This is a genomic window from Vibrio sp. RE86 (genome assembly GCF_013114545.1).
Classification (GTDB): domain Bacteria; phylum Pseudomonadota; class Gammaproteobacteria; order Enterobacterales; family Vibrionaceae; genus Vibrio.
On record NZ_VTXI01000015.1, the window covers coordinates 74,927 to 95,312 of the forward strand.

Genomic DNA, 20,386 nt, shown 5'->3' on the forward strand with positions numbered 1-20,386 from the left:
GGTGTTGTATTTATGGCGACTACGCATGTAACAGGGACAGAGCTTGAGACTAAGGCGCCGAAGCTTCCTTTGATCAAACCTTTCTTGGCTTCTATTGGAGTAGTCTACCTACTCGCAATGCACTTTTTTATGCCTAATCCAGGTGGATCTGGGCTTGCGCTTGCATTCAACCCAGCCACATGGCTCGGAGTTGCATTTGCATTAGCCATTGGCCTTTATCAAGTCGGCACCAATGGTACTTTTAAATACAACAAGCTGACGATCGGCTTGTTCCTTTGCTGCGTCATGCTCACTCTTCCAGCGCTGTACACCAATTCAAACCTATCACTTTCTATTGGTCGCTTAGTCGGTTTATGGGTTGGCTTGTTACTCTTTGTCACCCTTCAACAATTTCGTTTCAGCAATAAACAGAAGCAACGCTTGCTTTGGTTTATCACCATAGCAGTCTTCATAGAGGCCCTGTTTGGATGGATTCAGTTTTTTCTACTCGAACCAGGAAACCTCTTCGGCTACAACACCGTAAAAAATCGCCCTTACGGCATATTTCAGCAGCCCAATGTCATGGCAAGTTTCCTAGCAACCGGACTGGCTTTATCGGGTTACCTGCTTACCCGCCACCCGTGTAAGTACGGGAGAAAAGTGAGTGAGGTAGCACTACTCTATTTGATGCCAATTGCGACCATTCCTCTGCTGATATTTTTAGCATCTCGAACTGGCTGGCTTGCGGCTCTCCTCTCGATAGCCTTTTTATTACCTTACCTCTATAGATTCGCAACAAGAAAACGATTTTTGGGTTGGTCACTCGCCATTATTGCCGGCCTTGGAGTCGGGGTTGCCCATAATATGCTTGCAGAAGAAGGGTCACTGGCTGCAAAGAGGGCTCACATTGAGAGCCCAAGGCAGTACACCTTCCCTCAAGCGCTCGATATGCTGATCGAAAAGCCATTTACTGGTTACGGTTATGGTCGCTTTGAACCTGAATATATTGTCTACACTGCGCGTCAGCATCAGCTCAACCCTAACTACAAACCTGGGTTAGCCTCAATGGATCACCCTCATAATGAGTTACTGTATTGGGGGGTAGAAGGTGGGCTATTGCCGATTATGGGGATTTTACTCGCGGCTATTTTGGTTCTATCACGGATAGCACAAGGCACTAAAGGCAGTCGTCTGGCGCTTTTCGCTCTATTTGTTCCAATAGTCCTACACAGTCAGCTTGAGTACCCATTTTATCACTCAGCCATTCACTGGATTACCTTTGTCATTCTGCTCTATTGGGTTGATCAGAGAACAGCCTCGTACCGACAAAACTCCTTAAGCTTTGTGTCTCAGACCATACTTAGGGTATTGAGTTTAGTCGTGCCCATCATCACCAGTTTCTATATGCTGAGTACACTGCATACCAACTATGTACTGACCAACTTTGAGCGATCCCACCCTAAAAATCCTGAGATCCTCGAGCTAGTTTCTAACCCTGTGGTTTGGAAAGACCGTTACGATTGGGACATTTTCAGTACCTACCTCAATATTGGTCTATATCAACAAGATCCTAAGTTTATTCAACCTTATATCGATTGGTCATTAGAGATCATTGAAAATAAACCGCGTCCTGCGTTTTACAACAATCTTATTCTTGCTTACCAAGGGTTGGGGGACAGCGTTAAAGCAGAGCAGATTCGGCGCGAAGCTCAATTCCTATTCCCTAACCGCGACTTCTCAGATGTTCAATATATTCCACCGAACATCGATGCCCTCAAAGCAGACGCAGAGCAGCAAGAGTAACGAAACGAATAAAGGCGACCAAATGGCCGCCTTTATTTGTTTCCCACTCTACTGTGCGAGCGACTCTTCTAATGCTCGCAAGCATAAAGCGACATTTTCTGCTCGCGCACCATACCCCATCAAGCCGATACGCCATGCTTTGCCAGCCAAAGCACCCAAACCAGCGCCAATCTCAAGGTTATAGGTGTTGAGTAGATGCGTGCGTACTTTCGCATCATCGATACCTTCAGGAATATAAATTGCGTTAAGCTGAGGAAGACGTAAGCCTTCTTCTACGACAAACTCGAAACCGAGCTTTTCAAGCCCTTGCTTTAGTTTTTCATGCATATCACGATGACGTTGCCAGGCGTTCTCTAGACCCTCATTTTTCAAAATTAGCAGCGATTCATGCAGCGCGTATAGACTGTTTACTGGAGCAGTGTGGTGGTAACTACGCTTACCTTCACCACTCCAATAACCAAGCACTAAACTTTGGTCTAAAAACCAACTTTGGACAGGAGTGGTACGTGACTGGATTTTTTCAATGGCGACGGGTGAAAGTGTGACAGGCGATAAACCCGGTACACACGAAAGGCACTTTTGGCTGCCGGAGTAAACGGCATCCAGCTGCCATTCATCGACTTTAAGAGGCACGCCACCTAACGACGTTACGGCATCAACAATGGTCAAGACACTATGTTGCTTCGCCAGTTTACCGAGCGCTTGCGCATCACTGCATGCGCCCGTTGAAGTTTCAGCATGAACAAACGCTAGGATCTTCGCGTCAGGATGTGCGATTAACGCTTGCTCGACTTTATCGACCGAGACAGGTGTTCCCCACTCGTCATCGACGATGATGGCCTCCCCACCGGCACGAATAACGTTTTCACGCATACGATCGCCGAACACCCCATTGCGACAAACAATGACTTTATCGCCTTGCTCAATCAGGTTAACAAAACAAGTTTCCATACCCGCGCTACCAGGTGCAGATACGGCGATCGTAAACTCATTCTCGGTTTGAAACGCATACTTCAATAGCGATTTAAGCTCATCCATCATACCGACAAACAATGGGTCTAAATGTCCAACCGTTGGTCGACTCAAAGCCTGTAATACTTGAGGTGAAATATCTGAAGGCCCCGGTCCCATCAGGATACGGTGCGGGGGGATAAAACTTTGAATCGTCATTGGCAGCTCCTTGATCTTCTATTTATCGTTATTGCTCTTGTTTCTACTCCACATTAATTCAAATTTAGAGCCGCAGCAATTAGGCCAAAGTATCGAGGTCAAACCAGTGTCACAAGTTTGTTAATTTATAAATGACATAAAGTTACAAATTATCGTTGACATAGTTCACATAAAAACGTTCAATGCTGATTGTGTGGTGAATATTTATCCCATACAGCAAATTATTTTGCAGAAGAGGAGCACTGCCCAGGTAGATATGTTGTGGAGCCGCAATTCCGATACAACCTATTGAGGGGGAGTAGTGCCGAGGTAGATAAAAGTTGCAGGCTTGCATCTATCGGTTGCTAGGGTTGAATCCCTACGACTGTCATCAGCTCAGACTGATGATGAGCTTCTGAGGTATACATTTCAAAAAGAACACCTCTCTTTCGCTCAACTCTCTTCATCAAAGCAAAAACATTGGATGTTGGTATAGCTACCAAAATTTTATTTTAGGAAGTCGTGGGAGATACGCTGTGAGCAGTTTTAATGTAGCTAAATTTGGTGGAACTAGTGTTGCTAACTTTGAAGCAATGAGCCGCTGTGCTGCAATTATTGAAAATAATCCAAACACTAAGCTTGTCGTCAGTAGCGCATGCTCAGGTGTTACCAATCTTTTGGTCGAGCTAGCCAATGGTGTCCAAGATCAAACGCGCCGTAGTGAGGTGTTAACCAAACTCGCTGAAATTCACCAAGCTGTTTTAAATCAACTTGAAGACGCTTCTCAAGCGGCAAGTGACGTGTCAGCAATTCTAGATACAGTGACGAGCCTTGCCGAAGCCGCATCGATTCAATCAAGCCACAAGCTTACTGACCACCTAGTCGCGTGCGGTGAATTGATGTCAACTCACCTACTAACCCAGCTAATGAAAGAGCGCGGTATCAATGCAGTTCGCTTTGATATTCGTGATGTTCTGCGTACTGACAGTAATTTTGGCAAAGCTGAACCTGAGTTGGAACGTATCAGCCAGCTAGCACAAGAATCTCTTATTCCACTTTGCCAAGATTTCGTGGTTGTGACTCAAGGCTTTATTGGTTCCGATGAAGAAGGCAATACCACGACACTGGGTCGCGGTGGCAGTGATTACAGTGCTGCACTTATTGCAGAGGCCGTGGAAGCTTCTGGTCTAGAAATTTGGACAGACGTTCCGGGCATCTACACGACAGATCCACGTATCGCGCCAAAAGCGTCACCTATTGCTGAAATCAGCTTTAGTGAAGCATCTGAAATGGCAAACTTTGGTGCAAAGATCCTCCACCCATCAACCTTAGTGCCTGCACTGCGTCATGATATTCCAGTCTTTGTTGGGTCATCAAAAGAGCCAGAAAAAGGCGGCACTTGGATTCGTCATCAAGTAGAAAGCTCGCCACTATTTCGCGCGTTGGCTCTACGCTGCAACCAAACCATGGTCACACTACGCAGTGCGAAAATGTTCCACGCTTACGGCTTTTTAGCCAAGGTGTTTGAAATCCTTGCTAAACATAAAATCTCTGTCGATTTGATTACCACATCAGAGATCAGTGTGTCGTTAACCCTCGACCAAACAGACACATCGGGCGGCGCACCACAACTGCCAGAAGCGGCTCGATTAGAGCTTGAAGAGCTGTGTACGGTTGAAGTTGAACACAACCTTTGTTTAGTTGCCCTAATCGGTAACAACATGAGTGAGAGCAAAGGCTATGCTAAACAAGTCTTTGGCACACTAGAAGACTTCAACTTGCGTATGATCTGCTATGGAGCAAGCCCACACAACTTGTGTTTCCTTGTTCACGAATCGGTGTCCAAGCAAGCGATTCAAAAGCTGCACACCGAACTTTTCGAAGGCTAAAAACAAGAAAGGTTGATGCAAAAACATCAACCTTTTCTTTTTGTCACTCCCGAAATGGAGTGACCGATATTGAATACAAGAAAGCGACTACTCGCCCGCGACCTTCATCGACTCAAGTAAGATTGAACCAGTCTGAATTTGAGAGCGTGTCTCGACATCACTGCCAACCGCAACAATCTGGTTGAACATCTCTTTCAAGTTGCCTGCAATGGTAATTTCAGACACAGGGTATTGGATTTCACCATTTTCAACCCAGAAGCCCGCTGCGCCGCGTGAATAGTCACCCGTCACGATATTAACGCCCTGACCCATGGTCTCCGTGACAAGCAGACCTGTGCCTAGCTCTTTCAGCATCTGCTCAAAGTTTTGTCCCGTCGAGTTCACAAACCAGTTGTGGATACCACCAGCGTGTCCAGTTGGCGTCATATTCATCTTACGTGCGGCATAACTAGTCAATAAATAAGTGGCGAGTTTACCATCGGTAATAATTTCGCGATCTTGTGTGAAAACACCTTCACTATCAAATGGGCTCGACGCGAGTCCACGCTGCACATGCGGGCGCTCTGACACATTAAACCATTCAGGAAGAACCTGTTTACCTAGATGATCCAATAAGAATGACGACTTACGGTATAAGTTACCGCCACTGATGGCCATCACTAAGTGGCCAAGAAGCCCTGTTGCTACATCTGCAGCAAACATCACTGGGTACTGACCCGTTGTTAGTTTTTGCGCATCTAAACGACTGATGGTCTTTTCTGCCGCTTGTTGGCCGACACTTTCTGGAGTCCAAAGCTCATCTTTATGGCGTGCAACGGTGTAGCTGTAGTCACGCTCCATCTCACCGTTATTACCTTGACCGATCACACAGCAACTAGTGCTGTGACGACTTGATGCATAGCTAGCCAGAAGACCATGACTGTTACCATACACTTTTAGGCCATAGTGGCTGTCGTAACTCGCGCCATCGCTTTGCTTGATCTTATCACTGTAAGAGAGCGCTTGTTGCTCTGCAGCAATCGCGATTTGAGCGGCGTAATCAGGATCTGGCGTATCAGGGTGGAAGAGATCAAGGTCTGGAATGTCTTGTACCATCAGCTCTTTCGGAGCAGGACCTGCAAAAGGATCTTCTGAAGTGTATTGAGCGATATCGAGCGCAGCAAGTACCGTCTGTTGAATCGCTTTTTCGCTCAAGTCTGAGGTTGAAGCACTGCCTTTGCGCTGATTGCGATAGACTGTGATACCTAAAGCACCGTCACTGTTAAACTCAACATTTTCAACTTCGCACATACGAGTGGAGACACTCAAGCCTGTACTCTTGCTGATGGCAACTTCAGCCGCATCGGATTTCTCGGCGGCCATCTCTAGCGCCTTCGCAACTGCCGCTTCTAACTCAACGCGCTGTTGAGCAACTTGCTGTTTTACGTCCATATCTACTTCAATTTTTAAGATCAATTGCCTTTAGAATAACAAGAATTTCGCTTTCTCCCCACGATTCTTGTTAAAATAGAGAAATAGATTGTTCAAATGAAGGCAGAGAGATGGCACGTAAGAATCAAAAGGCGCCATGGGAAGAGGAAGAAGAGATCATTTGGGTTAGTAAAACCGAATTGAAACGTGACATGGAAGAGTTACAGAAGTTAGGTGAAGAGCTCGCATCGCTGAAGCCTTCTGTGCTTGAAAAGTTTCCACTGAGCGAAGACTTAGCGGAAGCGATCAAAGACGCTCAGCGCTTCAAAAACGAAGCTCGTCGTCGTCAGCTTCAGTACATTGGTAAGTTGATGCGTTTTGAAGAGACTGAACCACTGCAAGCTGCACTGGACAAAGTACGTAACAAGCACTCACAAGCAACGGCTGAACTGCACAAGCTTGAGCAATTGCGTGACCGTGTTGTAGAAGAAGGTGATAGTGCGATTGGCGATGTGATGGACCTTTATCCTGCAGCTGATCGTCAACGTCTGCGCCAACTTGCGCGTCAGGCCGCTAAAGAGAAGAAAGCCGGTAAGCCAGCGAAAGCGTACCGTGAAATCTTCCAAGTGCTTAAAGCATTGCACGAAGATGAAGCTTAATCTTGTAAGCATTTTAGTTTGAAATAGTAAGAGGGCTGACGCCAAACGTTAGCCCTCTTTATTTTCAATCAATTCTAGCGTCATCCTCAAGAGCGAAGAATAAGTGAGTTGGGGATCTATTCTAGCAAGTCGATTTCTTGATGAGGTTCCCTACTCCTTCCTTCGTCAGTCTAGGGAATGACTAAACTCATAGCGCGTCCTTTACGCTGGTCATTCACCCGCTCTGACGAATTCACTCAACGTAGGGTTCGAGTGAGCAGAAGAGAGCTGATTAATACCACCTGCCACTTCGACATGACCATTAGCGACAAAAATAAAATCCGAACTGATCGCTTTGGCATCATTAATGTGGTGCGTCACCATCAGCACCGTAATATTGCGCTCTTTAGCTAACTTATAAACCAAAGTTAGCATCTCTTCTCGCAAGATCGGATCAAGCGCTGAAAATGGCTCATCCAACAACCACATTGCATGAGGCTGAACGAAACAGCGCGCCAAAGCCACGCGTTGACGCTGACCTCCAGAAAGCTGCTCAGGTAAACGATCCAAATACTCCGCAACACCGACTTGTTTAGCGGCCAATTCAACTTGCTGCTGTTGTTCATGTGTCAACTTTAAGCCTGGGTGTAACCCTAAACCAATATTTTGTCTGACCGTAAGGTGTGCAAACAGATTATGCTCTTGAAATAGCATGGCGAACGGACGTTGGTGAGGTTCTTTGCCGACAATGTTATTGCCATTCACTTCAATGCGCCCTTTTTCTGGCTCAATGAACCCCGCAACCAAAGCCAGTAGAGTCGACTTACCCGCTCCACTTGGTCCCATTAGCGCCACAATTGCCCCCTGCTCGACCTTAACATCAAAATGAAACAGTTCGTTATGGTAGTAATAATCAACGTTATGTAGAGCTAGCATGACTCACCTTAGTGTTTACTTTAAATAGGGTCTCAATCAGCGTGAAACAGCCGACACTGAGCAGCAACAAAGTCACTGATACCACTGCGGCGGCTTCCATTTGATAACTGCCTAACAACTGAAATAGATACAACGGCAACGTTCTAAATTCTTGACTACCAAAGAGCGCAACGGCACTAAGATCGCCAATGGAAAACATAAAACTGATCGCAAACGCATGAGCCAGTGGCTTCTTGAGCGCTTTCCATTCAACCACTCTAAAGCGTTGCCACCCTCTCATGCCAAGGCTGGCACACACGTATTGATATTGCTGCTCAATATGCAGCATAGGTTGAGATAGCGTCTTAATCACGTACGGAAGCCCCATTAAGGCATTCACCGCCACAACCACGACAAACGCCAGACTGAACACATCCGTGAAAGAGCGCAGTAACAAGAACAGGCCTGTCGATATCACTAGCCCAGGCGTCACCAAGATAATCGTACCGATCAACTCAATGTGGTCTGCACGTTTTGAGTGTCGGTTCAAACGTAAGCGACGGCTGGTCAGCAAGATGGCAATGCCTGCAATTAAGGCAATCAAACTCGCGAGCGTAGCGACTTTTATCGATGCCCAAAACGCTAACCAAAAACGGCTATCGGACAGCACCTCGAAAACTTGGCTGTTCAAGCCGCTCAAAATCACCATCAGCAAAGGCGGGAGTACCAACAGCATCGCGCCAATAATCCACGCCCAGTCCCAGCTTTTCGACCAGAGATTGTCGTTAGATAAATAGATCTGTCCTGACTGAGAACCCGCACTGACCGACATAGGTTTAGCTAAACGCTGAATCGTTAGCGCCATCACGCCACAGAGTGTCATTTGCCAGATTGCCAGTAATGCCCCTGCTTGAAGATCAAAATCAAACTTAATGGCTTGATAGATAGCCAGTTCAATCGTGGTTGATTTTGGCCCACCACCTAATGCCATTACGGTCGCGAAGCTGGTGAAACAGAGCATAAACACCAAACCACTGACATGGGGTAATTGCTGCCTGAGCCTAGGCCATTCAATCCAACGAAATTTATCCCAGTGTCCCATACCCAAATGCGCACAAAGCTTATGTTGTTCGGCAGGAATAGAGTCTAATGCTTGCAGTAGCAATCGCGTCGCATAAGGCAGATTGAAAAAGACATGAGCAAGCAAAATGCCATTTAAGCCATAGATTGAGAACGGTAGTTTACTGTCTAGCGCCTTGAACAATTGGGCCACTAAACCACTGTTTCCGTAAATGGCCAGTAAGCCAAATACGCCAACCAACACTGGCAGTACTAAGGTGGTGGCAAACAACTTTAGTAGCAGAGACTTACCGATAAAATTCCGGCGTGACAACGCATGTGCGACAGGTACAGCTAAACCCACACTCAATAAAGTAGAGAGAAAGGATTGGTAGAAACTGAACTTAGTGACGTGACGATAGTAGGGGTCATGCCAGACTTGGCTAATATCAAGACTAGGCGCATTCACTAAGAGTGCACCTAATGCTGAGATCACAAAGGTCGCGATCAATGCCGCGACCCAAAGACCTATAAGAGGTGTTTTACGCAAAAGAGAGCCTTAGAAGGTTAGAGCGCTTTGCCATTCACGGATCCAAGACTTGCGATTTTCTGCCACTTCATCAGCACTAAAGCTTAATGCTTGACTTGGTACTGTCAGAGTTTCAAACCCTTTCGGCAACTCTACATTTGTCACTGGGTACATCCAGTTGCCAGTCGGCATCGCAGATTGGAATTCATTGCTTAAAATAAAGCTCATAAATTCATCCGCTAGCTTCTCGTTGCTCGAACCCTTCACTTTCGCTGCCACTTCAACTTGTGTGTAGTGACCTTCAGCAAAATCAGCGGCAGCATACTTAGCATCACCTTCGGCAATCAAGTGATACGCTGGAGAGGTCGTGTAAGAGAGAACCAGATCCGATTCCCCTTCAAGGAACATTGAGTAAGCCTCAGACCAACCTTTAGTTACCGTAACGGTTTTCTTAGACAGCTGCTGCCATGCTTGCGTAGACTCATCGCCATAGACCGACTTCATCCATAACATTAAGCCTTGACCTGGTGTTGATGTGCGAGGGTCTTGGTAGATCACTTTCAGATCATCACGCGACTCAACCAGCTCTTTAAGGCTCTTTGGTGGGTTTGTCAGTGTCTCTGTATTGTAAACAAAGGCAAAGTAACCAAAGTCGTAAGGAACGAATGTCTTATCATTCCAGCCACTTGGCAAAGTCACACTGCTGGTATCTACGTTATGCTCAGCCAGTAAGCCTGTTTTCTTAGCTTCTGCCATTAGGTTGTTATCTAAACCTAATACGATGTCCGCTTTGCTGTTGTCGCCTTCTAGACGTAAGCGGTTAAGGATCGAGACACCATCATCCAATGCCACGAAGTTAACATCACAACCACACTGGGCTTCAAATGCTTTCTCTACTTTCGGGCCTGGGCCCCAGTCAGCAGCAAATGAATCGTAGGTGTAAACGGTTAGAGTGTTGTCTGCAGCCATGGCAGAAAAAGAGGTTAGAGTAGCAACTGCTAGAGTGCTGATTTTAAGTGTGCTTAGAGTGGATTTCACTGCTCGCTCTCTCCTTGTGTGAGCGGCACAGGCTTGAGGGACAGTTGATAGGCAAGTCCAAACTCAATTCCTACGCCAGCATTATCTGGTTCAGGTACACGGGTCCCAAGTTTACCTACTAAGAAGCAACACTCGATCTCAGCCATCCCAATATAACTTGGGTCAATAGCTCCCCGATGAGTAACGGCCAAATTGTAATAGTATTGATCGCCAATAGCCATCCCCTAAATAGTTGGAGTGGCAGCTAGGCGACAATAAAATTCATCCCAATGAGCATAGAAGCTCTATGTGATTTGGGTGAATTTGGGCAGTCAACAACGCTGCAGCTTCAAATATGACGGGGATCGTAGCCCCAGCGAGGCACCAATCCTTGTTCTACGCCTAAATGATCGAGAATACGAGCCACCATGAAATCGACTAAATCTTCAATCGACTTAGGTTGATGATAAAAACCCGGTGCGGCTGGCATGATGGTTACTCCCATCTGAGACAGCTTATGCATGTTCTCTAGGTGCAAGGTTGAGAATGGCGTTTCTCGTACAACGAGCAGCAGTTGACCGCGCTCTTTCATCACAACATCAGCAGCACGCTCAATTAGATTATCAGACATGCCATGTGCGATCGCCGCCACGCTGCCAGCCGAACAAGGGCAAACCACCATCTGCTTAGGTGCTGCAGAGCCAGACGCAACGGGTGAGAACCAATCATCTTTGCCACACACCACCAGCTTCTCAGCATCACAGTTCAAATGCTCGACTAGAGTTGTATGCGCTTTATCTGGGCTTGCTGGGAGTTTGAGCCCATGCTCAGTAGCCAGAACCACTCGAGCCGCAGAAGAAATCAACAGATAAACTTGATAGTCTGCGGCCAATAAGCATTCTAAAAGTCGCAATCCATAAGGCGCCCCAGAAGCTCCGGTAAACGCTAACGTGATCGCTTTTTGCTGTGTACTCATTATATTGTTTATTTCTCAGCTAATTTATCTAGCAATTTGCCATGGATGCCCTCAAAGCCACCATTGCTCATCACTAAAATGTGGCTGCCACTCTCTGCTTGATTAACAATATTGTCAACTAACTGATTAATGTCACTCGATGCCTGCGCTGCCTGAGTGCATTGATTAACGATATCGTCTACCGACCAATCGATATTATCTGGTTGGTAAAGAAAAACCTCATCAGCTTGGTTCAGAGAAGCTGCCAACGTGTCTTTATGTACACCACGCTTCATTGTTGCACTGCGAGGCTCCAGTACAGCGATGATTTTGTCGCTGCCGACCTTATTACGCAAGCCACCTAAAGTCAGTTCAATCGCGGTTGGATGGTGAGCAAAATCGTCGTAGACCGTCACACCATTCACTTCACCCTTTAACTCTAGTCGACGCTTGGTGTTGATGAACTTGGCCAATGATTCACATGCTAAATCAGGAGTAACACCAACATGACGCGCCGATGCGATGGCCATTAAAGCATTGTCGACATTATGGTCACCGACGAGGTCCCATTTCACAATGCCAACTTTTTCACCTTGGAACAGCACATCAAATTCCGAACCATCTGCGACTCGCTTCTCTGCCTGCCATTCGCCTTGATCGCCGCTAAATTCCGTTTCGCTCCAGCAACCCCGCTCGAGTACATCTTGAATCTCATCACTCTGCTTCGGAGCAAGAATTCGACCATTCCCTGGTACAGTGCGCACTAGGTGGTGGAACTGACGCTTTATCGCTTCAAGATCGTCAAAGATGTCCGCATGATCGAACTCTAGATTATTCATAACTAAAGTGCGTGGATGGTAGTGAACAAACTTAGAACGCTTGTCAAAAAAAGCACTGTCGTATTCATCCGCTTCAACGACAAAAAACATGCTTTCGCCAAGTCGAGCTGAGACGCCGAAGTTACCTAACACGCCGCCAACAAGAAAACCTGGCTGGTAACCACAGTCTTCAAGGATCCAAGCAAGCATACTGGATGTGGTTGTTTTACCGTGTGTCCCCGAGACAGCCAACACCCAACGATCGTGCAGCAAAAACTCTTGCAACCACTGCGGGCCTGACGTGTACCTAAGGTTAGTATTCAACACATGTTCTACACACGGGTTGCCTCGGCTCATCGCATTACCGATGACGACCAGATCCGGAGCAGGATCAAGCTGAGAAGGGTCAAAGCCTTCTATGATATCAATACCTTGCGATTCAAGCAGAGTACTCATTGGTGGATAAACATTGGCATCACTGCCTGTCACCTTGTGTCCAAGTTGGCGTGCTAAAACTGCCGCGCCTCCCATGAATGTGCCGCAAATCCCTAAGATATGAATATGCATAAACTGACCTTGTCCTAGGCAAAAATAGTGTTGTCATTATGGCGATAAAACGGTCAAAAGCGAATACCTTTCCCGTTTCGATCGCCCTATTCGCGGGTTGGTTGCTCACTCTTCACTCACATTCTGACAGGCTGCAAACAAAATGTAAGTTGACTCAGTAGTCGACAAATAAATTGAGATCTCAAGCAGTTAGTTCATTACCAATAAAAAGATCTAACTTTTACACTTATCTACGGGTCACAATAAAAGATCCGCAAGAGATCGAAGTACCCACCAAGCCCCTATTTTCGAGTGACTTTAAGGAATAACCATGTCTGGAATGCGCACCCTTGGCGAGTTCATTGTTGAGAAACAAGCGGACTTCCCCCACGCTAGCGGTGATCTATCATCCCTTCTATCTTCTATTCGCCTTGCTGCTAAGATTGTAAACCGTGAAATTAACGCGGCTGGTCTTGGTGACATTACCGGTGCCGTAGGTACTGAGAACGTTCAAGGTGAAGACCAACAAAAACTTGATGTTTATGCGAACGACAAGTTTAAAGCTGCACTAGAAGCACGCGATCAAGTGTGTGGTGTCGCGAGTGAAGAAGAAGATGAAGCAGTAGCGTTTAACAAAGAGCTCAACAAAAACGCGAAATACGTTGTGTTAATGGATCCTCTCGATGGTTCTTCTAATATCGATGTAAACGTCTCTGTTGGTACGATCTTCTCTATTTATCGCCGTGTCTCACCGATCGGCACGCCACCGACAGAAGAAGATTTTCTACAACCAGGCCATAAGCAAGTCGCTGCTGGTTACGTGATTTACGGATCTTCAACCATGCTTGTTTACACAACAGGTAACGGTGTGAATGGCTTTACTTACGACCCATCGTTGGGCACCTTCTGCCTGTCTCATGAGAACATGATGATTCCTGAAGATGGCAGCATCTACTCAATCAACGAAGGTAACTACATTCGTTTCCCTATGGGTGTGAAGAAGTACATCAAGTACTGTCAGGAGAGTGAGCCTAGTGAGAAACGTCCATACACCTCTCGCTATATCGGTTCTTTGGTTGCCGACTTCCATCGCAACCTGCTAAAAGGCGGTATCTACCTCTACCCAAGCACACAGAGCCACCCAGATGGCAAGCTTCGTTTGCTATACGAATGTAACCCAATGGCTTACATCATAGAGCAAGCAGGTGGTGTCGCGTCAGACGGTGTACAACGTATTATGGACATCAAACCAACAGAACTGCATCAACGTGTGCCTTTCTTCGTTGGTTCAAAGAATATGGTGAAAAAAGTCAAAGAGTTCTTAGAACTCAACCGCGACGAAGAATAATTTACCGTTTCAAAACTAAAAAGAGTCGACCTGTGTCGACTCTTTTTATTAGTTTTTAGAATGCAGAACCTGCGGTGGAGTTTTTACCTGATACATAGTCCTGATAGAAGAATGGGTCAATTCTTTCACAAAGGCCTCGGTACGGTTTCCCCATAACACCTAACATATAGGCACTCTGAGAACAGTAAGTCTGCCGTCCTTCTTCGTAGCCGTTGTCGTAGGCAAGGTACAGCTCATTTGAAAACGCGCCTGTCGTATCTAACTTAGCCAGCTTCGCTTCTGACTGCTTCATTAATCCTTGTTCTGCGCGGCCTTTACCATACTCTGACCAATCACTTTCAACGGTCGTCAATGGCGTTGGCTGAGCACTACAACCGACCAGTATCAAGGTTATTAAAGCTAATACATATTTCATAGATTGCTCCTTATTCACAATTAAAGCGCAAACCAAATGAAGATTGGTGACTTAACTACACTTTCTGACACCAGTCTCCTGAAGAGATCATCACATCTAGTTGCCCGACATCTTGATATAAGTAGATCCAAGCTTGGCCAAACGGAGTTTCGATCTGCTCCCGACGATACGTCACTGGCACATCCTCTAGCCGATCAAGTTGTTCAAGAGTCGCATCATCAACCAGATACACTTCACCAGTAATTGCGCTATGCCCCTCTACTACGGCTGGATAAGCACCGAGATCATATAAAGAGTATAGTGGTAAGGTAGTATGGTTACCTAACCACTGAGCGCTAGACAAAAGGTGATGATTACTCTCGCCATGACGTAACGTGCCATAAACAAAAACCAGATTCTGCATATTCGCTCTCCCTAGCTCTAGTTAAATTCGAATTGATAGAGAAGATCAACAGCGCTATCGACACCAGACATCGCCTCAACGTAGAGATCTTGCATCAAACGGTATCTCACGGTGAACTCGCCAACCGAGTCAAAAATCCCGACTCCGTATTTCACCTGCAGACCAGGCAGGATATAACCACTTACGGTTACTTGCGAATCATTACCCGATCCCGCTGTATCTAATTGTAGGTCCTGAACACCAAACGCTTCACCAAGTTCACCGACCACCCGACCACTTTTCGCTAAGCTCAGACCAATCAGTGTGGTTGTCATTGAGTTACCACCCGCTTCCCCGTCGATATCCTGACCACGCAGAAGATACGAAAGGGCATTTGCTTGTGGCATTGCAGGATCAGAGAAGATCGTCACGGTTGGCTCACTAGCAGGTCCTGTCACTTTCACACCAGCGGTCACATCATCTTGTGTATTATCAGGGTTTCGAATCGCGGTAATCTGCACGTATGGCTGGTCAACCGGACCATTCATTAAGATCTTACCTTCATTGATGAGTAGGTCCTGCCCGAAAGAAGAATAGGAGCCATCGGTGATATTGATCTCACCGGTAATAAATGGCCCTTTGTCTTTCTGAGCCACATTTAGATTACCGACTAACCCACCTTCAAGTCCAAATGCAGAGAGCTTAAAGTCATCGCCAATCTTAATATTGATATTGGTTTCAAGCGCAAATGGAACGCTACTTTGCTCATCGACTGGCTCTAGTTGGTCATTCAGAATCACCTGATCTTTTGAGATACCTACGGCACTTGCGGGCAACTCTTCAACCACAATCCGTCCCCAAGGCAGCGCGATATTACCGTCGACTCTTGCTAACTTCGGAGATGCTGAAATCGTCATATCTGGTTGAACTTTAATCTTCACCATTGGAGGCACATCGACATAGAGCTCTTCCGCAAAGACACGTAAATTGGTGCGCCAATCTTTCAGATCTTGCCAATCGGCATCCCCTGACATTTCAAGCTTGCCATCTGGCGTGTGAATGGCTGCGGCAAGCACAGCTTCATAGCCAGTAAAGTTGATCGCTAAACGGCCAGAATCGACTTCTACTGGAGAGATATCCCCTTTTAGTAAGATGTCGTCAACCACAAACTGACCATTTACTTTTGGCTGCATAACAGGACCACTGAGCGCTAAATCGGTAGAAATATTCGATTTAAGCTCACTGTAATCCCCCACTATTGGTGCTAAGAAATCGAGGTTGAACGTGGTCAATTTAAGTTGACCATCAATTTGCTTATCTTCTATCACCACATCTGGGATAGTGACTTGCCCCGATACATCACCGTTGTCAGTGATGTCGAACATCCAGTCGGCTTGCAGTCTGTTTTCAGCCAGCTGAGCATTAAGAATAACGCTCTCCCAACCCACTTGAATCGGTTGTTCTAACTGCTGGACCACTTGCCCTTTTGGCAACTCAACGCTCGCTTTAAGTTGCGGCGGCGCATCAGGAGCCCACTTTGCCCATACTTGAGCGTCAGTTTGCCCCGTCAGCTTGGTCGCTTCTGGCACGAATGCTTTGATCTGTTCAAAATCAAACTGTTTGAGGGTCAGTGCAGCTTCGCCACTTTCACCGACCTTAATATCTTGATCCAAACATAATGATGAGCCCGCTTGCAGCCAACAGTGCGCTGCAACCGAAACCTGTTGAGTGGCCATTTCAAAGCCGAGCGCGGTAGCTTGGTTTAATCGCCACTCACCTTGCTTTGAGCTCAAAAGCACTCTTTCAAGCTCACCCTGCCAGCTGATTTCAGGCTTATCAATCAACGCACCATTGAGTGCCAAGCTGGTTGATGCCAAGTTTGAATTCACATCAAGCGTAAGACGGTGTGCTTGCTGTGAGCCTGCGAAATCTAAGCGTACGTCATCGACAATGTAATCTTGGTATTGTGCTTGTTTGACCGTGACATTTAGGCTGCCTGTCGGCGCTGGGAGCGGCGTCACATCCCCTTTAATTGAAAAACGTTGAACGTTAGCTTCACCTTGCCAATCTACCTCGGCCACATCCAGAGATAGACCTACTTTCGGCTCTTTCAATGCCCCTCTCAGCTGAACATCACCATTAGCACGCCCCTTTAAATCAGGAACAGACTTGGCAAGTTCTGGGAAATCAAGCGCGAGGTCCATATTCCACTCTTTATCTAAAGAGCCTTGAGCTTGGATTCGGTTCGGGCCATGTGAGAGCACTAACCTTGGCGTCTCTAGACTTAGATTCCCTTTTCCAGTTGTGTCTGAAGCTGAAAGAGCACCTTCAATGTTAAGTGGGTAATCACGTAATATCCCATCAATATCAAGTTTAGGCAGTTCAACTTGCCAGCCGCCTTGTTGGGTTAAGTTACCACTGGTGGCCAAGACACCGCTAATATCACCTTCCGCTTCAGGCCATTGAAGTCCAGGTTGAATATGAGATAACGTCAAGTTTGCCGCCCAATTGATCGGCGCTTTCCAGTTGGCCATCACATCACCCGTGATATGACCACCTAATGTCTCGACATCAATCGTATCTAACTGAATATGCTCTAAATCACCATTGCCTTTAAGAACAACGTTAAGATCGGGGAGATCTTTCCCTTTAATCGCTGTCGTTAGTCCTAGCGAATAGCCATTCAATGAACCTTGTGTCGTGAGCTCTTCAATCTGAACAAAGTAATCCCCTTTGCCCACTAGCGGCCACTGCACATCACCGTTGCTCAAGGTAACATCAAACGGCAGCTCTGGTTTTAAAGGTTCAAGCTTGGCATTAAGTTCGGCTTTCGCTAAACCACCTAGCGATGCTGAAAGCGACAAGTCCGCAACACTACCATCCGCTTTGAGTTGCAGTGTTTGCCCTGCAGCAACCTCTTCCTTAACTGTCGCATCAAGGTTGAGGGTGAGTGGGTAGCCCTCTTTAAGTGTGACCTTGGTTTCTAACTGAGCTTCGACTTGGGGCATATCTAGCTCTAAAGTTTTTACATCAACCTGATAGCCCTTTGCCGTAGCGCTCAGGCCAAGGTGATGCACTTCAATTGGTGCCTCCTGAACCAACTTAAAGTCATGAATATCAAGTCGTGTCAGTTCTATTTGAAGCGGCAACTCAACAGCGGGAAGCTCAATGGCTTTCGGCTTTGTATCTGCGTTGGCTGGTTGTGGCTCTTGCTCTTGGTTTGTTTGAGGATCGGTTGGTGCCAACTCAACCACAGGGGTTGTCAGTTTAGTTTTGCTCAAACGAAGGCGGTTGCCTTGGAACATTAAGCCTGATGTGAAGCTATCCCATGAGATTTGATTGTGCAGAACATCCAAATCGATATTCGTCAGCGCAATACGGCTCACTTTAATTGGAATTGGCGACGTAATTTTGCCACTTGAAGGCGCAGGTTCTTCTGCCGGAGCAGAACTAGGAGGTAACTCGGGCATTGAGAACACTAAACCATCGATCGCGACTTCATCGATACAAACTCGAGGTTCAGTAAAACAGCTAGGGGTGACCGCAAGCGTCAAAGCCCCTACTTTGGCATCAACGTTGAGTGACTCATCTTTAAAAGAGACACCGTTGAGGGTAAAGCGTGGGAACACCGCGCCTTTCGTCGATTCAACTTTAAGCTGAGGGACAAACTTTTCTGCCCCCCAAAGCGCGAGGTTCAAGCCCGTATTGGTAAACAGCAGCACACAGATTGCCACCAAGAGAGCAACAAGCAAAGCAACCAATGTCAGTGATAACCATTTTGACCACTTGAGTACTACACGGGTCATAATTCAGGTCCTAACGTAAAGTGAACTTGGAACTCATCACCCGGTGTCGCATCGAGTCCCCAAGCAAAATCAAGTCTAACCGGTCCAACAGGAGACGCCCAGCGAACGCCAAAACCCGTGCCTCGTTTTAGCTCGATTGTGTCATTAAAGGCATCACCCACATCGTAGAAAATAGCGCCCCACCAGTTACCATAAACTCGATACTGATACTCAAGTGAACTGGTCGCAATGTACTTGGCACCCGTTAACGCACCACTGGCATCTCGAGGAGAGATCGACTCATAACCATAACCACGCAGATTATTGTCACCACCCGCAAAGAAACGCAGCGATGGAGAGAGCTTGTTAAATTCATCGGCAAAGTTAGCGCCGCCATCAATACGGAAAATACCGCGATGATTGTCACCCACACCGCGAATCCAAGTCATACCGCCAAGCAGGCGCACGACGCTGGTCTCAGAGAGTACGCTTGAATCACCAAACTCCATCGTCAAACTTTGGCGATCGCCCCACATAGGCATGGAACCACCACGAATTCGGCTACGAGAAAAAGAGATACCCGGCAATAAGAACTGAGCCGTGTCATCTTGTAAGCCCTGCTCATAGTTTTCAAGCAAGTAACGAATAAAGACCGTGCGATGCCAACCATTATCCAGTACCCAGTGACGCTCCAAAGCAAGGTTCGATTCCAAACTCTTAGTGTCACGGTTATCGAGGTTTTTCATCCCATATTGAATGCGATAGTACTCATGAAGCACGTCTTCCAAAGGAATACGATAGCCCGCCGTGATAGTTTGCTCAGGCGCAGAAAGAGAAAAGCTGCTGTCAAAACTATGGCCACGACTGTTTACCCAAGGCTTCTTCCACTTTAACGAGCCTCTGACGCCAACGTCGGTTGAGTAACCAATACCTGTCTCGAGTTGGTTACGAGCTTGAGGCGCTAAGGAGACCTTCATCGGCAGTTCTCGCCCTTCTCCCAACATGCTAAGGTCAGGTTCTACGAATACCGATGAAAACCAATCTGTGTTTGATAGGTTTTGGTTGTATTCACCAACCTTCGCGACTAAGTAAGGATCTCCAGATTGGTACGGAGAGAGTGACTCCACCCGATCTTGCTCAATTTGACTGCCCGTGATGGTGCTTTCGCCGAAGTGGTAACGGATACCGCTTTTATAGTGAAGGCGAACAAACGCTTCATTTAAGTCTGGCGCCACTTCTAGTCGATTCACTAAGAAGTCACCTTCAAAGTAACCCTTTTGCAACGCTAAATTACGGATACCCGACTTTAAACTGTCGTAAACACTGTGATTAAGATTATCCCCTTCTTTGAGGCCACTTTTTTCTATCAATGCAGCAAAGTCAGGATCGCTTTGAGCTTCTCCTGTAATTTGCACATCTACTTGTTTGATAATAATTGGAAGACCGGGCTGAACTTTTACCAACAGCTCAGAATTATCGTCCGCAATCGTAAAATCAAAGGTCGGATGGTAATAGCCGAGGGCATTGAGCGCCTCAGTAATGTTACGTTCTATACGAGCTTGAAAACGCAGGCTAGTGGCATATTCTTCTGGAGGAATAGATGACAGGTAGACATCAACATTATCTTGTAGCGCACCATCCAACCCTTCAACGGAAAGATCCACTTCTTGAGCCCATGCTGAAGGGGTAATTGCGAGAAGTGTTAATAGCGCTGGTAAAGACTTTCTGATCATGCTTAATTATCTATCT

General features: G+C 46.6%; 15 protein-coding genes and 2 riboswitches. Of the genes, 4 read left to right on the forward strand and 11 right to left on the reverse strand.

Annotated elements, in window-relative coordinates; genetic code table 11:
* The first annotated feature begins 12 nt into the window (after window positions 1-12).
* Complete coding sequence (locus F0231_RS14550; protein WP_171760422.1) at window positions 13-1,782, forward strand: PglL family O-oligosaccharyltransferase; 1,770 nt, start codon at window positions 13-15, stop codon at window positions 1,780-1,782.
* Between the two features lie 48 nt (window positions 1,783-1,830).
* Here the strand turns inward: F0231_RS14550 and F0231_RS14555 are convergent, their stop codons facing one another.
* A complete protein-coding gene (locus F0231_RS14555) occupies window positions 1,831-2,952 on the reverse strand; it encodes an alanine--glyoxylate aminotransferase family protein (protein ID WP_171760423.1) in 1,122 nt (373 codons plus the stop codon).
* Between the two features lie 224 nt (window positions 2,953-3,176).
* Window positions 3,177-3,354: riboswitch (Lysine riboswitch) on the forward strand.
* 113 nt (window positions 3,355-3,467) lie between these two features.
* Here F0231_RS14555 and lysC point away from each other — a divergent pair.
* Window positions 3,468-4,820: a lysine-sensitive aspartokinase 3 gene (lysC, locus tag F0231_RS14560; protein ID WP_171760424.1), complete on the forward strand. Its 1,353-nt coding sequence runs from the start codon at window positions 3,468-3,470 to the stop codon at window positions 4,818-4,820.
* 87 nt (window positions 4,821-4,907) lie between these two features.
* Here lysC and pmbA read toward each other — a convergent pair whose 3' ends face one another.
* Window positions 4,908-6,251, reverse strand: coding sequence for a metalloprotease PmbA (pmbA, locus tag F0231_RS14565; RefSeq protein ID WP_171760425.1), 1,344 nt, complete (start codon window positions 6,249-6,251; stop codon window positions 4,908-4,910).
* A gap of 110 nt (window positions 6,252-6,361) precedes the next feature.
* Here pmbA and yjgA point away from each other — a divergent pair, with 110 nt between their 5' ends.
* Window positions 6,362-6,889 carry a ribosome biogenesis factor YjgA gene (yjgA, locus tag F0231_RS14570; protein WP_171760426.1) on the forward strand — a complete coding sequence of 176 codons (528 nt, stop codon included), beginning with the start codon at window positions 6,362-6,364 and terminating at the stop codon, window positions 6,887-6,889.
* Window positions 6,890-7,099: 210 nt separating this feature from the next.
* On the opposite strand, the gene thiQ is transcribed toward yjgA, so the two are convergent.
* The 5 genes from thiQ to mpl all read right to left on the reverse strand — a co-directional run bounded on the left by thiQ (window position 7,100) and on the right by mpl (window position 12,728).
* Window positions 7,100-7,804, reverse strand: a complete 705-nt coding sequence (gene thiQ, locus F0231_RS14575) for a thiamine ABC transporter ATP-binding protein (protein ID WP_171760427.1) — start codon at window positions 7,802-7,804, stop codon at window positions 7,100-7,102.
* Entirely contained in the window at window positions 7,788-9,392 is a 1,605-nt protein-coding gene (gene thiP / locus F0231_RS14580) for a thiamine/thiamine pyrophosphate ABC transporter permease ThiP (RefSeq protein WP_171760428.1), read from the reverse strand. Before thiP ends, thiQ begins: the two co-directional genes overlap by 17 nt.
* Before the next feature lie 9 nt (window positions 9,393-9,401).
* Window positions 9,402-10,409, reverse strand: coding sequence for a thiamine ABC transporter substrate binding subunit (thiB, locus tag F0231_RS14585; protein WP_171760429.1), 1,008 nt, complete (start codon window positions 10,407-10,409; stop codon window positions 9,402-9,404).
* Window positions 10,410-10,459: 50 nt separating this feature from the next.
* Window positions 10,460-10,595: riboswitch (TPP riboswitch) on the reverse strand.
* A gap of 142 nt (window positions 10,596-10,737) precedes the next feature.
* Window positions 10,738-11,364: a flavin prenyltransferase UbiX gene (locus F0231_RS14590; RefSeq protein ID WP_171760430.1), complete on the reverse strand. Its 627-nt coding sequence runs from the start codon at window positions 11,362-11,364 to the stop codon at window positions 10,738-10,740.
* 8 nt (window positions 11,365-11,372) lie between these two features.
* Window positions 11,373-12,728 (reverse strand): UDP-N-acetylmuramate:L-alanyl-gamma-D-glutamyl-meso-diaminopimelate ligase, encoded by a 1,356-nt coding sequence (mpl, locus tag F0231_RS14595; protein ID WP_171760431.1) that lies wholly within the window; start codon window positions 12,726-12,728, stop codon window positions 11,373-11,375.
* A gap of 310 nt (window positions 12,729-13,038) precedes the next feature.
* Here mpl and fbp point away from each other — a divergent pair, with 310 nt between their 5' ends.
* Window positions 13,039-14,055, forward strand: a complete 1,017-nt coding sequence (fbp, locus tag F0231_RS14600; RefSeq protein ID WP_171760432.1) for a class 1 fructose-bisphosphatase — start codon at window positions 13,039-13,041, stop codon at window positions 14,053-14,055.
* Window positions 14,056-14,110: 55 nt separating this feature from the next.
* Here fbp and F0231_RS14605 read toward each other — a convergent pair whose 3' ends face one another.
* From F0231_RS14605 to F0231_RS14620, 4 genes are read right to left on the reverse strand one after another with little or no spacing between them, the layout of a single operon-like run.
* On the reverse strand, window positions 14,111-14,470 hold the full coding sequence (locus F0231_RS14605; protein ID WP_171760433.1) for a DUF2799 domain-containing protein: 360 nt from the start codon (window positions 14,468-14,470) through the stop codon (window positions 14,111-14,113).
* A 55-nt stretch (window positions 14,471-14,525) separates the two neighbouring features.
* The gene (locus tag F0231_RS14610; protein WP_171760434.1) at window positions 14,526-14,873 is read right to left on the reverse strand and encodes a gamma-glutamylcyclotransferase; all 348 of its coding nucleotides are present in this window, start codon (window positions 14,871-14,873) and stop codon (window positions 14,526-14,528) included.
* A gap of 17 nt (window positions 14,874-14,890) precedes the next feature.
* Window positions 14,891-18,658 carry a translocation/assembly module TamB domain-containing protein gene (locus tag F0231_RS14615; protein ID WP_171760435.1) on the reverse strand — a complete coding sequence of 1,256 codons (3,768 nt, stop codon included), beginning with the start codon at window positions 18,656-18,658 and terminating at the stop codon, window positions 14,891-14,893.
* On the reverse strand, window positions 18,655-20,370 hold the full coding sequence (locus F0231_RS14620; protein WP_171760436.1) for an autotransporter assembly complex family protein: 1,716 nt from the start codon (window positions 20,368-20,370) through the stop codon (window positions 18,655-18,657). Before F0231_RS14620 ends, F0231_RS14615 begins: the two co-directional genes overlap by 4 nt.
* Between the last annotated feature and the right edge of the window lie 16 nt (window positions 20,371-20,386).

Bases quoted from the DNA above. Each gene is read 5' to 3' on its own strand.
- yjgA (WP_171760426.1), top strand. From the start codon at position 6,362: ATGGCACGTAAGAATCAAAAGGCGCCATGGGAAGAGGAAGAAGAGATC.
- F0231_RS14555 (WP_171760423.1), bottom strand. From the start codon at position 2,952: ATGACGATTCAAAGTTTTATCCCCCCGCACCGTATCCTGATGGGACCG.
- F0231_RS14615 (WP_171760435.1), bottom strand. From the start codon at position 18,658: ATGACCCGTGTAGTACTCAAGTGGTCAAAATGGTTATCACTGACATTG.
- thiQ (WP_171760427.1), bottom strand. From the start codon at position 7,804: ATGCTAGCTCTACATAACGTTGATTATTACTACCATAACGAACTGTTT.
- pmbA (WP_171760425.1), bottom strand. From the start codon at position 6,251: ATGGACGTAAAACAGCAAGTTGCTCAACAGCGCGTTGAGTTAGAAGCG.
- F0231_RS14610 (WP_171760434.1), bottom strand. From the start codon at position 14,873: ATGCAGAATCTGGTTTTTGTTTATGGCACGTTACGTCATGGCGAGAGT.
- fbp (WP_171760432.1), top strand. From the start codon at position 13,039: ATGTCTGGAATGCGCACCCTTGGCGAGTTCATTGTTGAGAAACAAGCG.
- F0231_RS14605 (WP_171760433.1), bottom strand. From the start codon at position 14,470: ATGAAATATGTATTAGCTTTAATAACCTTGATACTGGTCGGTTGTAGT.
- F0231_RS14590 (WP_171760430.1), bottom strand. From the start codon at position 11,364: ATGAGTACACAGCAAAAAGCGATCACGTTAGCGTTTACCGGAGCTTCT.
- F0231_RS14620 (WP_171760436.1), bottom strand. From the start codon at position 20,370: ATGATCAGAAAGTCTTTACCAGCGCTATTAACACTTCTCGCAATTACC.
- mpl (WP_171760431.1), bottom strand. From the start codon at position 12,728: ATGCATATTCATATCTTAGGGATTTGCGGCACATTCATGGGAGGCGCG.
- F0231_RS14550 (WP_171760422.1), top strand. From the start codon at position 13: ATGGCGACTACGCATGTAACAGGGACAGAGCTTGAGACTAAGGCGCCG.